We start from the raw sequence: 19,519 nt of genomic DNA, 5'->3' as shown, positions 1-19,519 counted from the left end.
CCCTTGATCACAATTAAAATGATATCGTTTCGACTATTCCTTGTTTTACCCGGTCAACAGTCGGTAAATAATGATCTTCTATTGTAAACGGCGGAACCGGAACATCAAATCCTGTTACACGCTTAATCGGCGCTTTCAGGTAAATAAGAGCTTCATCATTAATGATGGAGATGATCTCCGCACCTAATCCGGCAGTCTTATGGGCTTCATGGACGATTAATGCACGACCTGTCTTTTTAATGGATTGCACGATCGTATCCCTATCCAGAGGATATAATGTCCTTAGATCGACCACTTCACACTGCCAGCCTTTTTCCGCTTCAATCTTTTTCGCGGCATTCAATGCCTCCCTTAACATGGCCCCCCATGCAAAAATGGTCAGGTCGCTTCCCTCCTGGACCACTTTTGCTTGACCGATGGGTATTCGGTACATTTCGTCGGGAACTTCTTCCTTAAAGGCCCGATACAATTTAGTCGGTTCCAAAAAAATCACCGGATCTGGATCTTCGAGCGCTGAAATGAGCAGCCCTTTTGCGTCATATGGATTACTGGGTGCAACCACCTTTAAACCCGGAGTATGGGCAAAGAAGGTTTCGACACTTTCGGAATGAAGTTCAGGACCCCTGATTCCGGCACCATATGGCGTACGGATTACGAGGGGCACCCCAAATTGCCCACGAGTACGATACCTCATACGGGCAGCATGGGAAACGAGTTGCTCGAATCCCGGATAAATAAAGGCGAGAAACTGGATCTCAACTATGGGCAGCATTCCGTTAAGGGCTAAACCAATGGCAGAGCCGATGATTCCGGATTCAGCTAATGGCGTATCGACAACACGATCTTTTCCATACTTCTCATAAAGCCCTTCCGTCGATCGAAAAACCCCGCCATTCACTCCAATATCCTCACCCAGAATCATCACGCGATCATCATGACCCAGCATTTGGTCCAGCGCTTCCGTAATAGCCTGGAGCATCGTTAAATTTTTGCCCATTATTTCTTCCCGCCTTTCCTTAAGATTTGGTTCAATTCCTGCTTCTGTTCCTTTAGATGCCATGACTCCTTGGCATATACATGGTTAAACATTTCGAGCGGGTCGGATTTTGGATGCCCTTCGGCTCTTTGAAGGTGAGCATCGATCAGTTCGTTGAATTGTTTTATCACCAATTCCTCCTGCTCTTCATTCCAGTGACCCTCTTTATTCAAATACTTTCTAAGACGTGTTATGGGATCGCGGTTTTCCCTCCAGAACGTTGAAATTTCGTCCTGATCGCGATATATGTTCGGATTGTCTGCAGTAGTATGGGCGCCATAGCGAAAGGTAATGGCTTCGATCAATGTAGGCCCTTCCCCTTTAAGCGCTCTTTCGACAGCCTCCTTAACAGTCAGCCATACTGCAAAAATATCATTTCCATCCACCCTTACTCCATGGATGTCATAAGCAGCAGCCCGCTGGGATATCGTTTTGGATGCCGATTGCTTTTCAAAAGGCACACTGATTGCGTAGCCATTATTTTGGCAGAAAAAGATTGTCGGGGTTTTATAAACGCCAGCAAAATTCAGTGCCTCATGAAAGTCCCCTTCAGAAGTGGCTCCATCACCAAAATAAGCAATGCTAACATTCTGTTCGCCTTTAAGCTTACTTGCCCAAGCCGTACCAACCGCATGAACCATTTGAGTGGCAATGGGAACACTTGGAGGCATAATCCTTTTTCCTTCTGGACAAATTGAGCCGTCAAAATGTGCCATCCAATATAGGAAAACGCGGTATAATTCCTGTCCATGAATGATTGCAGCTCCATGATCACGGTATGTGGGAAACATCCAATCCCCTGCCGACAACGCTAAAGCGCTTCCTACCTGTGATGCTTCCTGTCCTTCGAAAGGTGCATATGTTCCAATCCTGCCTTGGCGCTGGAGATTAATTGATTTTCGGTCAAATGTTCTGAGCAGGAGCATGCTCTCATACATCTTTAACATAAGTGATTTATCGATTTTTCCATCAATCGTTTCAATGATTTCCCCTTCCGGAGTCAATACACGAAACATTTCCGGCTCAGTTCCGCCTGAATGCGCTTTCATTATTGGGTTTCCCGTCTTTTCCATTTCATTTCTCCCCTTAAGATAGATTTGATTCGCAAACATACCAAGGTTTTGAACAGTCATGAAATAACAGCCCAAAATGTTTTATTGGTCTTTATGTCTGTGATTAAATGCTGTTTCATAAACTACAGTGCCTTATATAAAAGGATAATACATCCAAGTTTTTAATAATATGTTAAATAGAATGAATTTTTCGTAAATTACCTTTATTTAGAATATGTTTTCTGATACTTCACCTTCATTTTGAAAATGAGAACCTTTAATGGGTTAATTTCCATTTATTCCTACAAATTGTTGATATGCTCGATCGATTCATGACCTCATCCAAAAAGTATCCAGCACAAAAAAAGACCCATTATATAATAAGGGTCTTAGACTGTATACAAACTCCAAGAAATGCAGTTGCATACGGTTTTTTCTAACAGAATATTCCAGTTGATTTCAGAAATCCGCTCCCTTTCCGCCGACTGTCTGCCAAGCCGCATCAAAGCATGCGCCTGTGGGGTCTCGGCTAGCAAGTTATTCGGCAGGAGTATCGCAAATTTCTTCAATCCAATGAGGATTACAGTAAAAAACATGAAAGATAATCAAGTTTACTTTTAAAATCTTGGTTCAGGGCGAGAAATCCGAAACTCCTTTTGTCGAAAAATTGATGAAATCGCTTCCCTACAATACTTCTTAAAAAGAAGTTCCAGTTGATTGGAGCGGGTGTTCGAGACTCCTTCAGGAAAAGCGCGTCGAGGGAGACCCGCAGGCGAGTGCCGAAGAGGCTCCCGGACCGCCCGCTGAAAGAGAGTGCCTGGAGTGGGAATCATTACACATACCCTCTTTCAGAAATCCGAAATTAGATCAATGTTACCCCTTTTTTCAATTCAGGATAAATGGGTAGAACTCGCACGGAAATAGCACCCAAAATTAGAAAGATCTATTTTTCAAATGTTCCTTTCACGACTGCTTCACCATCCTTGACCATGATCTGCCCCATCGCGATAACACTATTTATTTCTAAAGTTTGTTTCTTCATTATGATGATATCGGCGTCCTTACCTGCCGCAAGCTGTCCCTTTGCAGAAAGTTTTAAAATGTTTGCCGGGTTTGCCGTCGCAACTCGTATGGCATCGGCAATTGTCACTCCATCCTCAAGGACCGCATCGACAACACAATCATATAAGGACATGCATGTACCAATGTTCAAACCCCGCAGGTTACCGCTTCCATCGAAGTCAGGCAGGCTGGCTTGTCCATCTGAAGTTATGGTGATCTGCCCGATTTCAACGCCTTCTTCCAGTGCCCTTTTTATTGCTGTACTTGCTTTGACCTCCCCTTCTTCAAGGAACTTCTCGATCGTACTTGTCGTAAAATCGATATAACCCCCTTTTTTTGCATATTCCACCCCTGCATTGAATAAATGCGGATTTCGGTTTATATGCGTAGGATAGAACTGAGTGATCGGTATTTCCGTTGTCTCGACAACTTCCTCAATTACATGCAAATGATCAAGACTGTCCCCGACATGAATGTTGACGATACCGCTTTTCCCGGACAGCAGACCTCCATTACGCGCCTGAGAGGCCAGTTTAGCCAGCTCAGCTGCAGTCGGCTGCGAGGAACGGTGATCGGCAATGGCTATCTCGCCAACACCGATAATTTTATCGACAAGAATCAAATCATCTTCGATCTTACCTGTTAACGTCTTGACTGGAACTTGATAGGAGCCAGTCTGAACGAAGCAGCTAATTCCCTCTTCTTCAAGCGCTCTCGCTTTAGCAAGCAGTGCGGGCATCGTCCTTGTCGTTCCATCTGTTCCGATGACCCCTACCAATGTCGTTATACCCGCTAAAGTGGCATCTGTTAATTGGATTTCAGGAGTCCTCGTTTTAAAGCCGCCTTCCCCGCCTCCGCCGATAATATGTACGTGACCATCTATAAAACCCGGAGCCACGATTTGGCCATCCGCATCAATCACCTCCAATTCAACGAAATTGTCAGGTACCTCAATCTTGTCCTCGATGAATCCAATTTGCTTCCCAACCAAGAGGATATCTTTTTGGCCCATATATTCCGGACCATATAGCTCCCCATTTTTAATAAGTGTGAGCATTCTCCTTCTCCCTTCAAAAAATACAAATTTTCAAATAGGTTTCAAAATCTTTCACTCGGGTAAATATACAACATGACCCGCTAACAATTACATAAAAAAGACCAAACATACTTGTTCATTTTTTTAAAGTTGTAGCCGAATTGACATCTTGATTATGCTTTTCCAAAAGTATAAAAACAAAAGGAGCAAACGACATGAATAAAGTGATTTCTTCTGACATTAAAACAAATAAAAGATTATCCATGCGACAAATCATGAACCTATATCAAGTTACAAAAGAATTTAAAGGGAATATATATTTTATCTGCAACCATAAATTGGTCGATGCCAAGAAACTTTCGACTTTCGTATCCTTTGTGCTCATTCTTCAAGAGTGTGCAACAATGAAAGTCATCCTTGAAGGAGAGAATGTACATGCCATGCTAGAAAAAGTACAGGCTATTTGTAAAGAAAATGATGAAAGTGCATTCGGTTTCCAATCGAACCAAACTGTTAATATTTAAATGATTCCGACTACGTTATGAAGAGGGTGTATAGAAATGAGAACCATTTTAATGGTAATAGGCGCAATTGTCGTAATCGGCATAATAGCAAATCTAATTTTTTAAAATAAATGAAAAACTGTAGCCAAACGAAGAGTTTGGCTGCAGTTTTTTTCATTTAAAAACGTTCCAGTTGATTTCATCCTGAGCTTTTTTTGGCGGTTTACAAATTTATTTGACCTTCACCGCTCTTTATTCGACCGTTCACGGATTTATTCGACCTTCACCGCTCTTTATCCGGCCGTTCACGGATTTATTCGACCTTTCCCGCTCATTATCCGACCCTTCACGGATTTATTCGACCGTTCCCGCTCTTTATTCGGCCGTTCATGGATTTATTCGACCTTTCCCGCTTTTTATTCGACCTTTCACGGATTTATTCGACCTTCACCGCTCTTTATTCGGCCGTTCACGGATTTATTCGACCTTCACCGCTCTTTATTCGGCCGTTCATGGATTTTTTCGACCTTTCCCGCTCTTTATTCGACCGTCCACGGATTTTATTCGACCTTTCCCGCTCTTTATCCGGCCGTTCATGGATTTATTCGACCTTTCCCGCTCTTTATTCGACCGTTCACGGATTTATTCGACCTTCACCGCTCTTTATTCGACCGTTCACGGATTTATTCGACCTTCACCGCTCTTTATTCGGCCGTTCACGGGTTTATTCGACCTTCACCGCTCTTTATCCGGCCGTTCACGGGTTTATTCGACCTTTCCCGCTCTTTATTCGGCCGTTCATGGATTTATTCGACCTTTCCCGCTCTTTATCCGGCCGTTCAGGGATTTATTTGACCTTACCCGCTCTTTATTCGACCGTTCACGGATTTATTCGTCCTTACCCGCTCTTTATTCGACCGTTCACGGATTTATTCGACCTTCACTGCTCTTTATTCGACCGTTCACGGATTTATTTGACCTTACCCGCTCTTTATTCGACCGTTCACGGATTTATTCGTCCTTACCCGCTCTTTATTCGACCGTTCACGGATTTATTCGACCTTCACTGCTCTTTATTCGACCGTTCACGGATTTATTCAGACTCCGTAGCATTTTATTTTAAGGTCCACGTATTAAATCCGCTCCCATTCGCCGACAAACTGAGACTGTCAAATGATTGACAGTCTCAGTTTGTTAATTTTAATTAAATTGCCTTACCTGAGAATCACCACGGAACCTCCCAGTCCCTCCATTTATTCAAACCTTCCCTAATCTCATTTCCTTTATCAATCCAATATTGTCTCCTTTTCTCCTCTTCTTCCTTTGCCTGTTGCTCAGCTATAAGTGCCTGCTGTTCAGCTATTAGCGGTCCGATATCCTGAGCTTTAAAAGATTGAGCCGCTTGATTCTGTAAAGCTTGCGCCATTATTTTTTGGAAGATGAGTGCACTTCCCTGACTGCTGTGTGTCGTTAGATAATGATTTTTGTCCGTCTTATCATATCCAGCCCATACAGCACCGACCAGCGAAGGTGAATAACCGATGAACCATTGATCTTTAACCCCTGATATTCCTTCGATGGGAACTTGTGTGGACCCTGTTTTACCTGCTATTTCATAACCGGAAACTGCCGCGTTTTTCGCTGTGCCATATTCCACTGTTCCAAGCAGCATGGCATTCATTTTATCGACGGCGCCTACAGAGGTCACTTTGGTGCTCTTCTCTTTCCAGGCGGCGACTTCTTTTCCATCGGCATTTTCTATTCTTACAATGGCATGGGTTTCCATCCGTTCCCCTTCGTTGGCAAAAGCTGAAAAGGCTCCTGCCATCTGCAGCGGGGAAACACCTTTTTCCATCCCTCCTAAAGCGATCGAAAGGTTTCGATCATCCTTGTCATATGGAATCCCAAACCGCTTAAGTGAATCAAGCCCCTTATCGATGCCAATCTCATTCAATAGCCAAACCGTTGGTACATTCAAGGAATTCATCACCGCTTCATACATGGGGACTTCTCCTTTATATTCACCACTCAGGTTTGTTGGCTCATATTCACCGAAGCTCATTTTTTCATCCTTTAAAGGGTCAGTGATATCATATCCCTCTTCAACAGCTGGTGTGTAAACGACAAGCGGTTTAATGGATGAACCAGGAGACCTTGTCAGCTGGGTTGCCCGGTTATATCCCATGAATTGATGTTCACCTCTCCCGCCGACAAGTGCTTTTATGCCGCCGGTTTCAGGATCAAGGAGGACAGACCCGCTTTGAACCAGTTCTTCTGTACTCGTCCCAACTGGGAAATTGGCTGCATTCTCATACACGGTTTCTGTAGCCTGCTGCATGGATTGGTCCAGAGTCGTGTAAATTTTATAGCCCTTTGAAAGCAGCTCCTCAAGCTTAATTCCATATTTACTCGATGCTTCCGATAAAACATGATCGACATAATAAGGATACTTACCTCTTAATGGATCGGTTTCCTTCTCCCCCATAAGAAGTGTCACCGAATCTTTTTTTGCAGCTGCTTCTTCATCTTTCGTCAAATAACCATGTTCCGCCATTCTCGAAAGAACCAAATCACGCCGCTTCACTGCCCCGTCTAAATTCTTATATGGATCAAGTTTGGATGGCAAGTTAATGACTCCCGCCAGCAAAGCTCCCTCGGCAACGGTCAATTCAGAGACCTCTTTGGAAAAATATATATTTGCTGCCTTTTTGATTCCCCATGCTCCATGGCCAAAATAAACTTGATTCAAATACATTTCCAGGATTTCATCTTTTGTATATTGATTTTCAACTTCCTGGGCGAGAAAAAACTCGTCTATCTTCCTCTTCAGAGTTCGATCCGATTCCAGCATCGTGATTTTGACAAGCTGCTGGGTAAGCGTGCTCCCGCCTTCAACAACACTTCCAGCCTTCGCATTTTTAACCAAAGCCCGCATGATCCCTTGATAATCTATGCCGTGATGTTCATAAAAACGGTGATCCTCAATGGAAACCACCGCTTGTTTCATATGTTCCGGTATTTCATCTATCGCAACACCTTCGGATTTATTTGCCGTGATCGTACTGGCAAGATTCCCATCCAGATCATAGATTCCTGTCGGTTGCTGAAGATTATTTTCAAGATGACTTATATCAGCACCCTGCCTGAAATACAATAGTGAACCGGCGCCTAAAACCACAATCGCCAATATTATAATTAGACCTAATTTCACTAACCCTCTCATTTGTACCCCCATTTTCCCATCTGCGACATGTTTCATTAAAAATATTTTACCCTTTTTATTAAAGAAAACTCGTCGATTGAATAAAAGGCCAAAGCTAGGCGCCCTTTTTCTTGTAGTACTATACTCGGATATCGCACCCTTGCCGATGATATTTCTTCATCGTCTGAGCATGACAACTAATTGAAAGACCAGATTTCATCCTACCATTTTAACTATGCTCGTATCTATCCTTTACCCGTAAATGGCAGTCTATATACAGATTAAAGGCGTGAAGCCATTTAAAAGTGGGTATAACACCTTTAAGGTCTTAAAAAGGGGAGAGATAATATTAATGAAGGACTTAAAACATATTGTCGTCGCTTTTGATGGAAATGAAGAGAGTAAACGGGCCGTCGAATATGGAGCAACGTTGAAAAAGGCCTTTCCAAAAGCAGAATTGACCATAGTTCATGTCCTAAATGATAAGGTTGAACAGCGTATCATGGGAGACGCCTCTGCTCCAGGGTTCGTACCTGCTGCCGGATTTTATGTAGATCCAGCCCAGACACATCCTGTTGTTGAAGTTGATCAGCCACGAAATCAAAAGGTAAATGACACCCCTTCCGCCGTCGAGAATAGTATTCAGAATGCAGAAAGTAATACGTTGAGATTGTTAAGTGAATGTCAAGTCAAGGGAAAATTCGAACTATTGGAAGGATATGCGCCAGATAGCGTATGTGACTTTGCAGCAAGAACTTCTGCTGACCTTATCGTGGTCGGCAATAGCGCTAAAAGCGGTTTGGAAAAATTCTTCCTTGGCAGTACAAGTAGTACCATTGCGAAAAACGCACCCTGTTCGGTATTCATTGCAAAATGAAAATTGAGCCGGTTCACACTAGTTGATCATACTTCGAAAAAGGCCGGATTCTTATAGAATCCGGCCTTTTTGTTGGATTTTTCAGTTATTGCTTGTATCCAAAACCACATCCCTGCATCAGTTCGAACTGTTCACTCTCAGCCTTTTTGGCTCCCCTTTGGAAGTATTTAATTTTCGTTCATCGGTTAGAATATTACAATTAAAGAAAATGCACATGTTATCAAAACTTGCCATTCCCAGTAATCTTTCATTTATCCAACTTCTTTACAGACCTTCAATACACCTGCTATTAACCAAGTTAGATGGCTAAATACGACAATTTTTCTATAGACTCACTAAGGTTTGATTTGGTATCTTTATTAAGCCTAATTTACATTGGGGAGGGAATGTGGACATGGATAAACATTCGATTTCAGCTGAAAAAGGCGCTTACATAAGCATCGCCGCGTACATATTCTTGTCTGCTCTTAAATTGTCATTTGGTTATTTCGGTGATTCCAAAGGGCTTTGGGCTGATGGTTTAAATAATACGACCGACATCATCGCTTCCATAGCCGTATTGATCGGTTTAAAAATTTCAAAGAGACCTCCTGATGATAATCATTCATATGGTCATTTACGGGCGGAAACCGTAGCCTCGTTGGTAGCTGCCTTTATCATGATCACCGTGGGCCTCCAAGTTGTATTCAGTGCCATTGAATCCTTCTTTCACCAAGATTCAACAACCGTTCCCAGTATGCTGACCGGTTATGTCGCTCTATTTTCTGCAATCTTCATGTACGGAATCTTCCGCTATAACTTATCTCTAAGTAAAAAGATCAACAGCTCTTCCATCTATGCCGTAGCACAGGATAATCGATCCGATGCCCTTGTCAGTGTTGGTGCTTTCATTGGAATCATCGGCACCAAGATGGGAATCCCTTGGCTGGATGCGATAGCTGCAGCAGTCGTGGGGGTCATCATCTGCAAAACAGCCTGGGATATCTTTCGTGATGCCTCCATCTCTTTAACCGATGGTTTCGACGAGCAGCTCCTGCAAAAGATCGGACAAACCATTATATTGACAGAAGGTGTTAAAGAAATGAGTGAAATCAAAGCCCGGATGCACGGAAGTGAAATCCTGCTCGAAACTACCGTTCATGTCAACCCCCTTTTGACCGTCATTCAAGGTCATGATATCACGGTTAAAATCGAAGAGAATCTTTTGAAGGAATATAATATCCAGCATGTGATCGTTCATATTGAACCATATGCATTTCATAAAAAAGGTAACCGTCATTAACTTTACGGATACCTTTTTTTGTTATTAATTCCTGTAATTACTGTAATAAAACTGTGTCAAAAAAAGGTATTTATTGATTGATTGCCGAATATTTATCCAATTGACACATGTTAAAAGAACAGTAATCTGTTATCATGAAAACATCATGTAATTATTTTGATATTTTGTAATTTTATTCTAATAAAGCACTTTCTGGGTCAAAAGTAAATTCATTTTCCTACAGTATGGAGGGCAAAATGGTATCTAATCGAGAAATGACCATTCACTTTTTATCTTCTCAAAAAACCAGCATCATTTCCAAATGGAAAGATGAGTTGCTGCATTTACCGGACGGATATCTGGGGTATTTTAAAGGAGAAGTGGAAAATATTTTTAATCTGCTAATGGATCAGCTTGGAAAATCGGATACTGAAATTGGTGATGTACTGAAGGTCGTAGGGGAAAAAATTGCGTCTGATCGAGTTAATAAGCAATTGGATATGGAAAATTTCTTTTCCACTGCAACCATCGGGAGATCCACTATCATTGAGCACGTATTGAATTCCGAAGCACCCAAAGAAGAAATATCGGTTCTAATTAAGCAAATAAACGTTTACTTCGATAAACTCATTCATTTTGCATTATCCCATTATACCGAATTGAAAACGATCGAACTTGAAGAACGCTATCAATTCATAAGCCCAAACCATAAAGACCGTTTGACGCTACTTGGCCAAATGACCTCAAGCTTTGTCCATGAATTCAGAAATCCACTGACTTCCATCATGGGATTCATACAATTGTTACAGGCAGAACAGCCTGAGATAAAATACCTTGATATCATTTCAAAGGAATTGGATCAGCTCAATTACCGGATCACACAATTCCTTAATATTTCCAAAAAGGAAACTTCAGCATCACCACCTGATCTATTTTCCATTGCTCAGCTTGTGAATGAGGTAATCGAATTTTTATATCCGAGCATCTTGGAAGTAAATGCCTCCATTACATGTAATATTGCCGAGGATGCCGTAATTTCCGGTTCTAAAGAAGAATTCCGTCAAGTTTTACTTAATATTATTTTAAACGCTCTTGATGTGGTTGCAGGGATGCCTTCCCCATCCATTTACATTTCAGGCTCTGAATCACCACCCGGCATTCTTACTTTAAATATATCGAACAACGGGCCGAAGATACCTGACGACGTTTTGCCGAATATTTTTGAACCATTCATCACCACCAAAAAAAGGGGAACGGGATTGGGATTATTCGTCTGTAAAGAAATCGTTTTAAAGCATCAAGGAACCTTAACCTGCCACTCTACCGATTTCCTAACGACCTTTTCCATACAATTGAAAACTAAATAATGGATAAATAACCTTTTTTACTTAGGTTTTTAGTGTGAAATTTTTGACTGATTGACGTCCAGTTACTTATACTAATAGGTAGGTTCCACTACTAATCGAGGTGAATGATCCTATAGATTGAAAATATAAACTAGCATAATTTTCATACAAGATAGACAAGACTTATTTTTCATCTAACATTTTATACACTAAATATCATTTCATTCATTATTGGTTTTGGGAGGTGACTGGGATAATTAAATCGTTTTGGCGATTCAATTAAGTCCCACACTAATTGGACATATTAAGTTTTTTATTCGTCATTATTTTAATCGCTTTAACGGCCTTTTTTGTAGCTTCTGAATTTTCGATCATAAGGGTCCGCAGCTCCAGGATCGATCAATTGATTGAAGAGGGAAATAAAAAAGCCATTGCGGCTAAGAAGGTTACATCCGATCTTGATGAGTACCTATCCGCGACACAGCTTGGTATTACCGTTACTGCCCTTGGATTGGGTTGGCTAGGACAACCGACCGTCCTCAAATTGGTTGGGCCATTATTCAATGCCTTGAATATCCCTCAAGAAGTCACAAACATTCTGACATTCGTCATTTCATTTTCCCTGATTACGTTCCTGAACGTGGTTGTAGGTGAATTGGCTCCAAAGACGGTTGCCATCCAAAAGGCTGAGCAAGTGGCCTTGGCAATTGCCAGCCCGCTGATATTTTTCCATAAGATAGCCTTTCCATTCATATGGGCCTTGAATCATTCTTCCCGATTAGTTGTCGGCTTATTTGGCTTCAAGCCAGCATCCGAAAGCGAAATAGCCCATACGGAAGAAGAATTGCGTTTCATCCTATCAGATAGCTATAAAAGCGGAGAGATTAACCAGTCGGAATTCAAATATGTAAACAACATCTTTGAATTCGATGATCGTGTTGCCAAAGAAATCATGGTTCCAAGGACGGAAATCATGACCATATCCAAAGATGATACGGTACAGGAATTCGTCGATGTCGCCAAATTGGAAAAATACACTCGATATCCTGTTGTCGAAGGTGATAAAGACCATGTCATCGGCTTAGTGAACTTAAAGGAAGTTTTCTCGGATCTTATAAAGAATCGGGAAATCCATATCAAAGCAATAGAAAATTACGCTCGTCCGATCATTCGGGTAATGGAAAATATCCCGATTCACGATTTGCTGTTAAAAATGCAAAAAGAACGCATTCATATGGCTATTTTGATGGATGAATACGGTGGAACTTCCGGACTTGTCACAGTCGAGGATATCCTCGAGGAAATCGTTGGCGAAATTCGTGATGAATTCGATATCGATGAAGTTGCCTCGATCAGGAAAATTAAAGATGGACATTATATTTTAGATTCTAAACTTCTTGTAAAGGAAGTGAATGATTTACTTGGCATTCACTTAGAAGAAGATGATGTCGATACGATAGGCGGATGGGTCCTTACTGAAAATTATGATGTGAAGGTAGGGGACATCATGGAAAAAGACGGCTTCTGCTTTAAAGTGATTGAAATGGAAGATCACGCCATTCGTTCTATCGAGGTGACAAAAAAGGTCGTACAGCTTCCTCTGGAGGAAGACCTTACCCAAGGATAATGATTAAAAACAGCCACGTAAATCACCTTTTACGTGGCTGTTTTTTCGATTGTTCATTTATCGGGAAACCGCCCCATTTTTTTGACCGTTACGATTGGAGGTGTACTCTTTTTTTTCCATAAAATATACAGCATGATAATGATAAAGGAAAAACCAGCAGCCGGAATGAGATAAGGTTCCGTTATTTCCCGGATTTGCTGCCAATTCTCGCCGAGGATCCGCCCTAAGGTCAGAAACAAGATGGTCCAAGGTATGACAGCCGCAACCGTATAAAATATAAACTTCCATACGGACATCCTTGCAATTCCAGCAGGGATGGAAATTGCATGGCGAACCACTGGAATGAATCGAGCCGTAAAAATCACGCCTACACCATACCTTTGAAACCACTCTTCAGCATGTACAATATGATTTTCTTTAATTAAAATATATTTTCCATACTTCAAGAGAAAGGGCCGTCCTCCATAATAACCAGCCCAATAGAGAAATAGCTGTGCCATCGTCCCGCCTGCCACTCCTGCAAGAACAGCTCCCCAAAAATTCATTTTCCCAAGGCCGACCACATAACCACCGTATCCGAGAACAAGCTCACTCGGGATGATTTCAACCATCAGCCCCAATAAAATCCCCATATACCCCATTTCCGCAAACCAATTCAATATCGTCATAATAAGCTGTGATATCATGCTATCGGACTCCCCTTACCGCTAATTTCAAATTGTTTGTCCTTCTATCCTATTTCAGCTCATAAGGTTCTATTCGATTTTTCATATCCAGCTTCACAATGCAACACATTTAGAATGCACAAAAAAAGACCAGCTGATTTGTAATCCGGTCTCATTGCATCAATATTCTTTTAGCTCCCGTTTTTGGGAAAATTGAGAAAAAACAGCTGTGGTGAGTAAGGATGAATCATTTTGTGAAACATTAGTGAAAATCTCTTGGCGTGATTTCGTTTTTTCAATATGAATCCCGAGATTTTTATACTTGTTGATTTTTTGATTATTCATGCTTACCCTCCCTTTCTGCTGTACCGTTATCCTTTAACTTCCCATTTAACGAAGAGATGAAACCTGTTTAAACGATTCATCCAAAAAACAATCAATTGACTTGAATCGTTTGCAGTTGGTGTTCGTGCACTTCGTCTTTTTCAACATGTACCTGCACCTTATAGGTTCCCGATTCTTCGAAAGATACCTTATTTAGATATGTTCCATTCCCATCTTCTTCAGCTTTGGTGAAATGACTCTCTTCGCTGCCTTCCTTCCAGACCTCGAAATTCACATCTGCCTTTGTCAGTGGTTTCCCATTCAATTCAACGGTCGCTTCAAAGTTCGAACTGTTTCCTGCCTTTACAGGGTTACTTTGAAACTCGATGGATACATCCGTACTAGGATGAACCGATGCACCTTCACTTTCATGTTCAGGAACGACAACTTCTTTTTCAGGCATTACATGAAGGCCTTTGGCCGTTACATGGGAGACTACAATATATTTGCCTTGTTCTTCAAAAGTATGCATCACTTGATACACGCCACTTCCAGTATTCTTCGCTTCAAGCATTTCCCGTTTATCCTGTCCGGACTTTCTCACTTCAAACAGTACCTCATCAGCTTCATTCACCAATTGGCTTCCCTGTTTCACTGTCGTTTCAAGAATGACTTCTTTTCCAGGCTCCACTTTCCCTTTTATGACAATTGATGCATCCATCGATTCTGGAACAGCACTGTTCACTTCTTTATCCTCTGGCATTTCAGCCTCTTGACACCCAGCCAGCATAACTAACAATGCAGTACACATATAGAGTTTTTTCATATGAACTTCCCTTTACTATTTATTAGACTAAAAATCTGTCCTTTTCATATTGCCCATCCTTTCCATTTTTAGGATTTTTATACATAATTCAACACTAAATGGTTCGCATCACGGTGACTGAAGTCAGCATGGCTACCGCGATGATCGTTAAAAATGAATATAAAAAGATTGAAGTCCCGACAACGCTCAATCCGCAAAGCAATACGCATCCATCAATGAAAAAAATCAGCAGCCCTACATTGAGTCCACTTTTCCTGGAAAGGATCTGTGCCAGCATATCAGTTCCGCCTGTAGAGGTCCCATACCGAAGCATCAAGCCGATTCCAAGTCCAATCAACCCTCCCCCGATTATCGCACTTACATAAATGGGAAGGTTCCATCCTGTGACAGCGTCAGAAAAAATGTCGATGCATAAAGAGGAAAAAAGCAAGCCATGCAAGCTGTTCAGGAATAATTTTTTTTCAAAATACCAAGCATATATATATAATGGAATGCTGCTCAAAATCACACCCAGCCCAGTCGGAAGTCCTATATAGTAATGAAAAATCAGCCCAATCCCTATCATGCCGCCATCCAATAAATGATAAGGTATCAGAAAAAAATTGATTCCCACTCCTACTAGCATGCTGCCGGCAATGATTGCTGCCATCCTTTCCATGATTTTCATGGCCGCCACCCCCTTTAATCTTCAATGAAAACTTGTCTTGGTTTCTATAGAATATGTTTGTACCATCCAAAAAATAATGAAATTGACCAATTTTTTAGGAAACGGCCCTCAGTTTTCTGAATATTCTATAATATGTTACAATAAAGTAGAGAAAACAGTCAAAAACAGCTAATTATTAGCTCAAACTAATCCTTTTCATGCAATTTACCGGATTTAAGGTGCCGTAAGCTGTTTGACTGAATGATTAACTCTTTCTATAATAAAAGTATTTAAATTAATTAGATTGAGGTGATTTGATGGGGCATTAAAGAATGTTCGTTTTGACGGACGAACGCTGCTTTGCGTAACGGATATGTGCATCCTTTTGGAAAATGGCTGCACTCCTTCAGACAGAAATTCTTCTATTTCCCGTCTACGCATCGCTAATCGGCATATACTATTATTCTCTTCATCACAAAAAGAAATGGGAGTTCAAGCGGCTGCACATCTATTACCACAGCCATTTTGAAGTAATCCCAAAAATATTCAGCACGGCAAAAAAAATATACTTGTATATTTTAAAAATGTAGGAGGTGTACTCCTTATTCGTCTCGAAGGCGAGTTAAGGGAGACTATTTGGACATAATAAACTTGGTTCTTATTGCCATTTTAATTGCTTTAACAGCATTTTTTGTAGCTACGGAGTTTGCGATTGTTAAAGTGAGAAGCACGAGGGTCGATCAATTAATTGAAGAAGGAACGCCGAATGCTATTTCAGCAAAGAAAGTCATATCCAACCTGGATGAATACCTCTCAACATGCCAGCTCGGAATTACCGTTACAGCTCTAGGGCTTGGGGTGCTTGGGGAACCGACAGTTGAAAAGATTTTGCACCCACTCTTGAATCAATTGAATCTTCCAAATTCAGCTTCACATGCACTTTCGGTTGCAATTGCCTTTTCTTTCATTACCTTCATGCACGTGGTTGTTGGGGAATTGGCACCAAAAACATTGGCGATTCAAAAAGCGGAGCAAGTAACCTTATTGGTTTCCAAACCTTTAATTGGTTTTAACAAAATCATGTATCCATTCATCTGGGTACTGAACGGCTCTGCAAGGACGCTTACAAGAATGCTAGGATTAAAAGCAGTTTCCGAACATGATTTGGCTCATACAGAAGAAGAGCTGCGTATCATTGTTTCCGAAAGCTACAAAAGTGGCGAAATTAACCAATCAGAGTTTAAATATGTGAATAAAATTTTTGAATTCGATGATCGGATCGCAAAAGAAATCATGGTTCCACGTACAGAAATTGCAACGGTATCCAAGGATGATACGATCCAGCAGTTTTTTACCGTTATGGCGGAAGAGAACTTTACACGATATCCTGTCATTGACGGTGATAAGGATCATGTTATCGGAATGGTCAATATCAAAGAGCTATTCACTGAAATGATAGACAAGAACAATCAGGCAGCGTCAACGATCGATCGATATGTTCGTCCGATCATCCGTGTCATTGACAGTATCCCCATTCACGATTTACTTTTAAAAATGCAAAAGGAACGGATCCACATGGCTATCCTCATGGACGAATACGGCGGTACGTCAGGCTTGGTGACCGTTGAAGATATTCTTGAAGAAATCGTTGGCGATATCCGCGATGAGTTCGACCTGGATGAAGTGCCGGATGTCCGTAAATTAAAAGAAGATCACTACATCATCGATGCCAAGGTATTAGTCAGTGAAGTGAATGACTTACTTGGATTGGATATCAATGATGAAGATATTGATACGATGGGCGGATGGATCCTTACCGAGAATTACGAGGCCAAACAAGGTGATATCCTGACTTACGGTCCTTATAACTTTAGGATAAAGGAAATGGAAGATCACCATATTCGTTATATTGAAATATATAAACAAGTAAAAGTCGTAAGCGAAGTAAAAGAATTCCCGATCATATCACAAACCGAAATCGTTTCATGATAATAACCCCCATTCCTAAAAGACAATAGGATCGGGGGTTATTTTTTTTACTGGTACATGAAATAAAATCAATACATATTATATAAAACCTGCTGCTTTTAACATTGAATGATTACATGAAGTATAGTTCTACCTTAATTGTTTCATACTGTTAAAAAAGCGATACTTTTTGAAGGAGTGAGGAATCATGAAACTCATAACCATTTGCCAGCACTGCAAAGGGAAAGGGAAAACCCGTTATCTGCAATTTTTTTCCCGGGACTGCAATCATTGCAACGGTCAAGGTAAAGCGGTAAAAGATATGTCAAATTTAAGAAATCAGGCAAAAAACATCTAATAATCTTTCATATTTTGAAATTGGTTTTGATGACACCTGCCCTCTTTAACGTATCATAAACAATCAGTATCGAAGGTCCAAGGAAAAGCCCAATGAAGCCAAGCATCTTAAACCCTAAGTAAAGACTGATCAACGATGCCAATGGGCTCAACCCCATATTTGCTGAATAGATTTTTGGTTCGATTGTCCTTCTTATGATGGTAATGACCAGGAAAAGGATGATGAGGCCAATACCTAGATGATGGTTGCCTTGAGCCCAAACGATTACTGCCCAAGGAACCAGTACAGATCCCGTCCCCAAGATAGGAAGAATGTCCACAACTACTATTAGTAGTGCCAATGGAATCGTATACTTCACATTTAACAACCATAGTCCTCCATAAGCCATGATGAACGTTATTAAACTCAACGTGATTTGTGCCTTGATGAAGCCTACGGCTGCCATACTTAAATCTTGATAAACTAGCGAAATCTTTTGATAGGTGGATGTCTTCAAATAAAGGACTGCCTTTTTTCTTAACTTTGGCAATTCAAGACTAAATAAGAATAAAGCGATTAAGTAAATTAAAAAGTCAATGAAAAATCCCGGAATGAGTGTAACGAATTGAACCATATCCTGAACAAAGCCCTCTGTGAACCCCTCCAGAGCCATGACTCCCTTTTCCATCGTTTGTTCTATTGATTGAATGAGATTTGGCGGTAAAGTTTGGGAATACCTTTCCCATTGCCTAATGACTGGCAATATAGCCGTCAAATACACTTCACGTATGAAACCGGGAAATTCTTCCGAATAGACAATGACCTTCTTGATTAATACCGAAAAGGAAAAATAAGTGATGCTCATAAGCCCGCCTACATATAAAACAAATGAAATCAATACTGCCCAAAAACGATGCAGCTTTGCCGTTTCACCAATCATGCGGACCAATCCATCCAAAAGAATGGCGGTGAGCAACGCTAAAATCAAAGCCCATGAATAGGGAATGACGATAACTATGACTAAAAGGAGAATCCCCCTCCAAAACCAGCGAAAAAAGACGGCCACATTCACTGAACAAACCCTCCTTGCACTTTCCTGTTCTCCTTATATTTATGAAATGGGATCACATATATTTCGCTTATACGTTTTATTTTCTCAATAAGGGGAAAAAGAGATACAAAGAGATGGAGGGATTGACATTGGATAATAAAGATAAAGAAAAGTATCTTGAGGAGCGTAATGATAAATCCAAGGCCTTCAAGAAAAATCAGGAAAAACAGCTGGAACGTGATCAAGTGGTCATGCCCATTGATGATTTACCAATTGATGAAATTAAATATGAACAACAAGAAGAACGAAATAAAGAAGAAACAAAGCACCGCTCCACCAGCGAGAAGTTTTAAACAGAAACCAGCCACTTTAGAGGCTGGTTTTTGTTTGCAGGATATACTGCATTCAACTTTCAAGGTGACGTGTCGTATTGACTTTCACCAATTCTCAGTGGCACTTATGGACAATCGGGAAAAGCGCGTCCAAGGGAGACCCCGCAGGTGCAAGCCGAGGGCGGACCGTCCGCGGAAAGCGAGTGCCTGGAGCGGAAATAAACGTCCAAATGGACAAACCATTAAAAACTGTTGGCAAACTCGAATTTAACTATAGTCTGAAATATCTCCCATCATATATTAAGGTTCTTCTTTTGATTGTGCTTATGCTTCCCCGTTGTTTTTTGATGATTTGGGAAGACTGAGCT

The 19,519-nt window shown here is 41.0% G+C and carries 17 protein-coding genes; 8 read left to right on the top strand and 9 right to left on the bottom strand.

What is annotated here, in order from left to right:
• Positions 1-13 precede the first annotated feature (13 nt).
• The 3 genes from ABOA58_RS06075 to iadA form a co-directional block, all read right to left on the bottom strand.
• Entirely contained in the window at positions 14-997 is a 984-nt protein-coding gene (locus ABOA58_RS06075) for an alpha-ketoacid dehydrogenase subunit beta (protein ID WP_350301631.1), read from the bottom strand.
• Positions 997-2,109, bottom strand: coding sequence for a pyruvate dehydrogenase (acetyl-transferring) E1 component subunit alpha (gene pdhA, locus ABOA58_RS06070; protein ID WP_350301630.1), 1,113 nt, complete (start codon positions 2,107-2,109; stop codon positions 997-999). Before pdhA ends, ABOA58_RS06075 begins: the two co-directional genes overlap by 1 nt.
• Positions 2,110-3,031: 922 nt before the next feature.
• Positions 3,032-4,207, bottom strand: a complete 1,176-nt coding sequence (gene iadA / locus ABOA58_RS06065) for a beta-aspartyl-peptidase (protein ID WP_350301629.1) — start codon at positions 4,205-4,207, stop codon at positions 3,032-3,034.
• A gap of 194 nt (positions 4,208-4,401) precedes the next feature.
• Between iadA and ABOA58_RS06060 the strand changes: the two genes are divergently transcribed.
• Both ABOA58_RS06060 and ABOA58_RS06055 read left to right on the top strand, forming a co-directional pair.
• The gene (locus ABOA58_RS06060; RefSeq protein WP_061461953.1) at positions 4,402-4,710 is read left to right on the top strand and encodes a hypothetical protein; all 309 of its coding nucleotides are present in this window, start codon (positions 4,402-4,404) and stop codon (positions 4,708-4,710) included.
• Positions 4,711-5,078: 368 nt separating this feature from the next.
• Complete coding sequence (locus ABOA58_RS06055; protein WP_350301628.1) at positions 5,079-5,870, top strand: hypothetical protein; 792 nt, start codon at positions 5,079-5,081, stop codon at positions 5,868-5,870.
• A gap of 44 nt (positions 5,871-5,914) precedes the next feature.
• Here the strand turns inward: ABOA58_RS06055 and ABOA58_RS06050 are convergent, their stop codons facing one another.
• The gene (locus ABOA58_RS06050; protein WP_350301627.1) at positions 5,915-7,948 is read right to left on the bottom strand and encodes a transglycosylase domain-containing protein; all 2,034 of its coding nucleotides are present in this window, start codon (positions 7,946-7,948) and stop codon (positions 5,915-5,917) included.
• A 295-nt stretch (positions 7,949-8,243) separates the two neighbouring features.
• Between ABOA58_RS06050 and ABOA58_RS06045 the strand changes: the two genes are divergently transcribed.
• From ABOA58_RS06045 to ABOA58_RS06030, 4 genes are all read left to right on the top strand, one after another.
• Positions 8,244-8,768: a universal stress protein gene (locus tag ABOA58_RS06045; protein WP_350301626.1), complete on the top strand. Its 525-nt coding sequence runs from the start codon at positions 8,244-8,246 to the stop codon at positions 8,766-8,768.
• Positions 8,769-9,162: 394 nt separating this feature from the next.
• Positions 9,163-10,050 carry a cation diffusion facilitator family transporter gene (locus tag ABOA58_RS06040; RefSeq protein WP_350301625.1) on the top strand — a complete coding sequence of 296 codons (888 nt, stop codon included), beginning with the start codon at positions 9,163-9,165 and terminating at the stop codon, positions 10,048-10,050.
• Positions 10,051-10,286: 236 nt separating this feature from the next.
• Positions 10,287-11,396, top strand: coding sequence for a histidine kinase N-terminal domain-containing protein (locus ABOA58_RS06035; protein WP_350301624.1), 1,110 nt, complete (start codon positions 10,287-10,289; stop codon positions 11,394-11,396).
• A 274-nt stretch (positions 11,397-11,670) separates the two neighbouring features.
• Entirely contained in the window at positions 11,671-13,002 is a 1,332-nt protein-coding gene (locus tag ABOA58_RS06030) for a hemolysin family protein (protein ID WP_350301623.1), read from the top strand.
• Positions 13,003-13,055: 53 nt separating this feature from the next.
• Here ABOA58_RS06030 and ABOA58_RS06025 read toward each other — a convergent pair whose 3' ends face one another.
• The 4 genes from ABOA58_RS06025 to ABOA58_RS06010 all read right to left on the bottom strand — a co-directional run bounded on the left by ABOA58_RS06025 (position 13,056) and on the right by ABOA58_RS06010 (position 15,484).
• The gene (locus tag ABOA58_RS06025) at positions 13,056-13,685 is read right to left on the bottom strand and encodes a DedA family protein (RefSeq protein WP_350302807.1); all 630 of its coding nucleotides are present in this window, start codon (positions 13,683-13,685) and stop codon (positions 13,056-13,058) included.
• A 162-nt stretch (positions 13,686-13,847) separates the two neighbouring features.
• A complete protein-coding gene (locus ABOA58_RS06020) occupies positions 13,848-14,012 on the bottom strand; it encodes a hypothetical protein (RefSeq protein WP_157831095.1) in 165 nt (54 codons plus the stop codon).
• A 91-nt stretch (positions 14,013-14,103) separates the two neighbouring features.
• Positions 14,104-14,817 (bottom strand): FixH family protein, encoded by a 714-nt coding sequence (locus ABOA58_RS06015; RefSeq protein WP_350301622.1) that lies wholly within the window; start codon positions 14,815-14,817, stop codon positions 14,104-14,106.
• A gap of 94 nt (positions 14,818-14,911) precedes the next feature.
• The gene (locus ABOA58_RS06010) at positions 14,912-15,484 is read right to left on the bottom strand and encodes a YitT family protein (protein ID WP_048678063.1); all 573 of its coding nucleotides are present in this window, start codon (positions 15,482-15,484) and stop codon (positions 14,912-14,914) included.
• A 615-nt stretch (positions 15,485-16,099) separates the two neighbouring features.
• Here ABOA58_RS06010 and ABOA58_RS06005 point away from each other — a divergent pair.
• Positions 16,100-17,452 (top strand): hemolysin family protein, encoded by a 1,353-nt coding sequence (locus ABOA58_RS06005; RefSeq protein WP_350301621.1) that lies wholly within the window; start codon positions 16,100-16,102, stop codon positions 17,450-17,452.
• Positions 17,453-17,796: 344 nt separating this feature from the next.
• Here ABOA58_RS06005 and ytvI read toward each other — a convergent pair whose 3' ends face one another.
• Positions 17,797-18,840, bottom strand: coding sequence for a sporulation integral membrane protein YtvI (ytvI, locus tag ABOA58_RS06000; protein WP_350301620.1), 1,044 nt, complete (start codon positions 18,838-18,840; stop codon positions 17,797-17,799).
• Between the two features lie 128 nt (positions 18,841-18,968).
• On the opposite strand from ytvI, the gene ABOA58_RS05995 reads away from it, so the two are divergent.
• Positions 18,969-19,172: a hypothetical protein gene (locus ABOA58_RS05995; RefSeq protein ID WP_350301619.1), complete on the top strand. Its 204-nt coding sequence runs from the start codon at positions 18,969-18,971 to the stop codon at positions 19,170-19,172.
• The last annotated feature ends 347 nt before the right edge of the window (positions 19,173-19,519 follow it).

This window comes from Peribacillus frigoritolerans, assembly GCF_040250305.1.
Taxonomy (GTDB): Bacteria; Bacillota; Bacilli; order Bacillales; family DSM-1321; genus Peribacillus.
This window is presented reverse-complemented; position numbering and strand designations above follow the sequence as displayed.

Excerpts from the sequence above, each read along its gene's own strand:
- ABOA58_RS06015 (WP_350301622.1), bottom strand. The coding sequence starts at position 14,817 with ATGAAAAAACTCTATATGTGTACTGCATTGTTAGTTATGCTGGCTGGG.
- ABOA58_RS06075 (WP_350301631.1), bottom strand. The coding sequence starts at position 997 with ATGGGCAAAAATTTAACGATGCTCCAGGCTATTACGGAAGCGCTGGAC.
- ABOA58_RS06050 (WP_350301627.1), bottom strand. The coding sequence starts at position 7,948 with ATGAAACATGTCGCAGATGGGAAAATGGGGGTACAAATGAGAGGGTTA.
- ABOA58_RS06060 (WP_061461953.1), top strand. The coding sequence starts at position 4,402 with ATGAATAAAGTGATTTCTTCTGACATTAAAACAAATAAAAGATTATCC.
- ABOA58_RS06010 (WP_048678063.1), bottom strand. The coding sequence starts at position 15,484 with ATGAAAATCATGGAAAGGATGGCAGCAATCATTGCCGGCAGCATGCTA.
- iadA (WP_350301629.1), bottom strand. The coding sequence starts at position 4,207 with ATGCTCACACTTATTAAAAATGGGGAGCTATATGGTCCGGAATATATG.
- ABOA58_RS06045 (WP_350301626.1), top strand. The coding sequence starts at position 8,244 with ATGAAGGACTTAAAACATATTGTCGTCGCTTTTGATGGAAATGAAGAG.
- ABOA58_RS06020 (WP_157831095.1), bottom strand. The coding sequence starts at position 14,012 with ATGAATAATCAAAAAATCAACAAGTATAAAAATCTCGGGATTCATATT.
- ABOA58_RS06055 (WP_350301628.1), top strand. The coding sequence starts at position 5,079 with ATGGATTTATTCGACCTTTCCCGCTTTTTATTCGACCTTTCACGGATT.
- pdhA (WP_350301630.1), bottom strand. The coding sequence starts at position 2,109 with ATGGAAAAGACGGGAAACCCAATAATGAAAGCGCATTCAGGCGGAACT.
- ABOA58_RS06035 (WP_350301624.1), top strand. The coding sequence starts at position 10,287 with ATGGTATCTAATCGAGAAATGACCATTCACTTTTTATCTTCTCAAAAA.
- ABOA58_RS06040 (WP_350301625.1), top strand. The coding sequence starts at position 9,163 with ATGGATAAACATTCGATTTCAGCTGAAAAAGGCGCTTACATAAGCATC.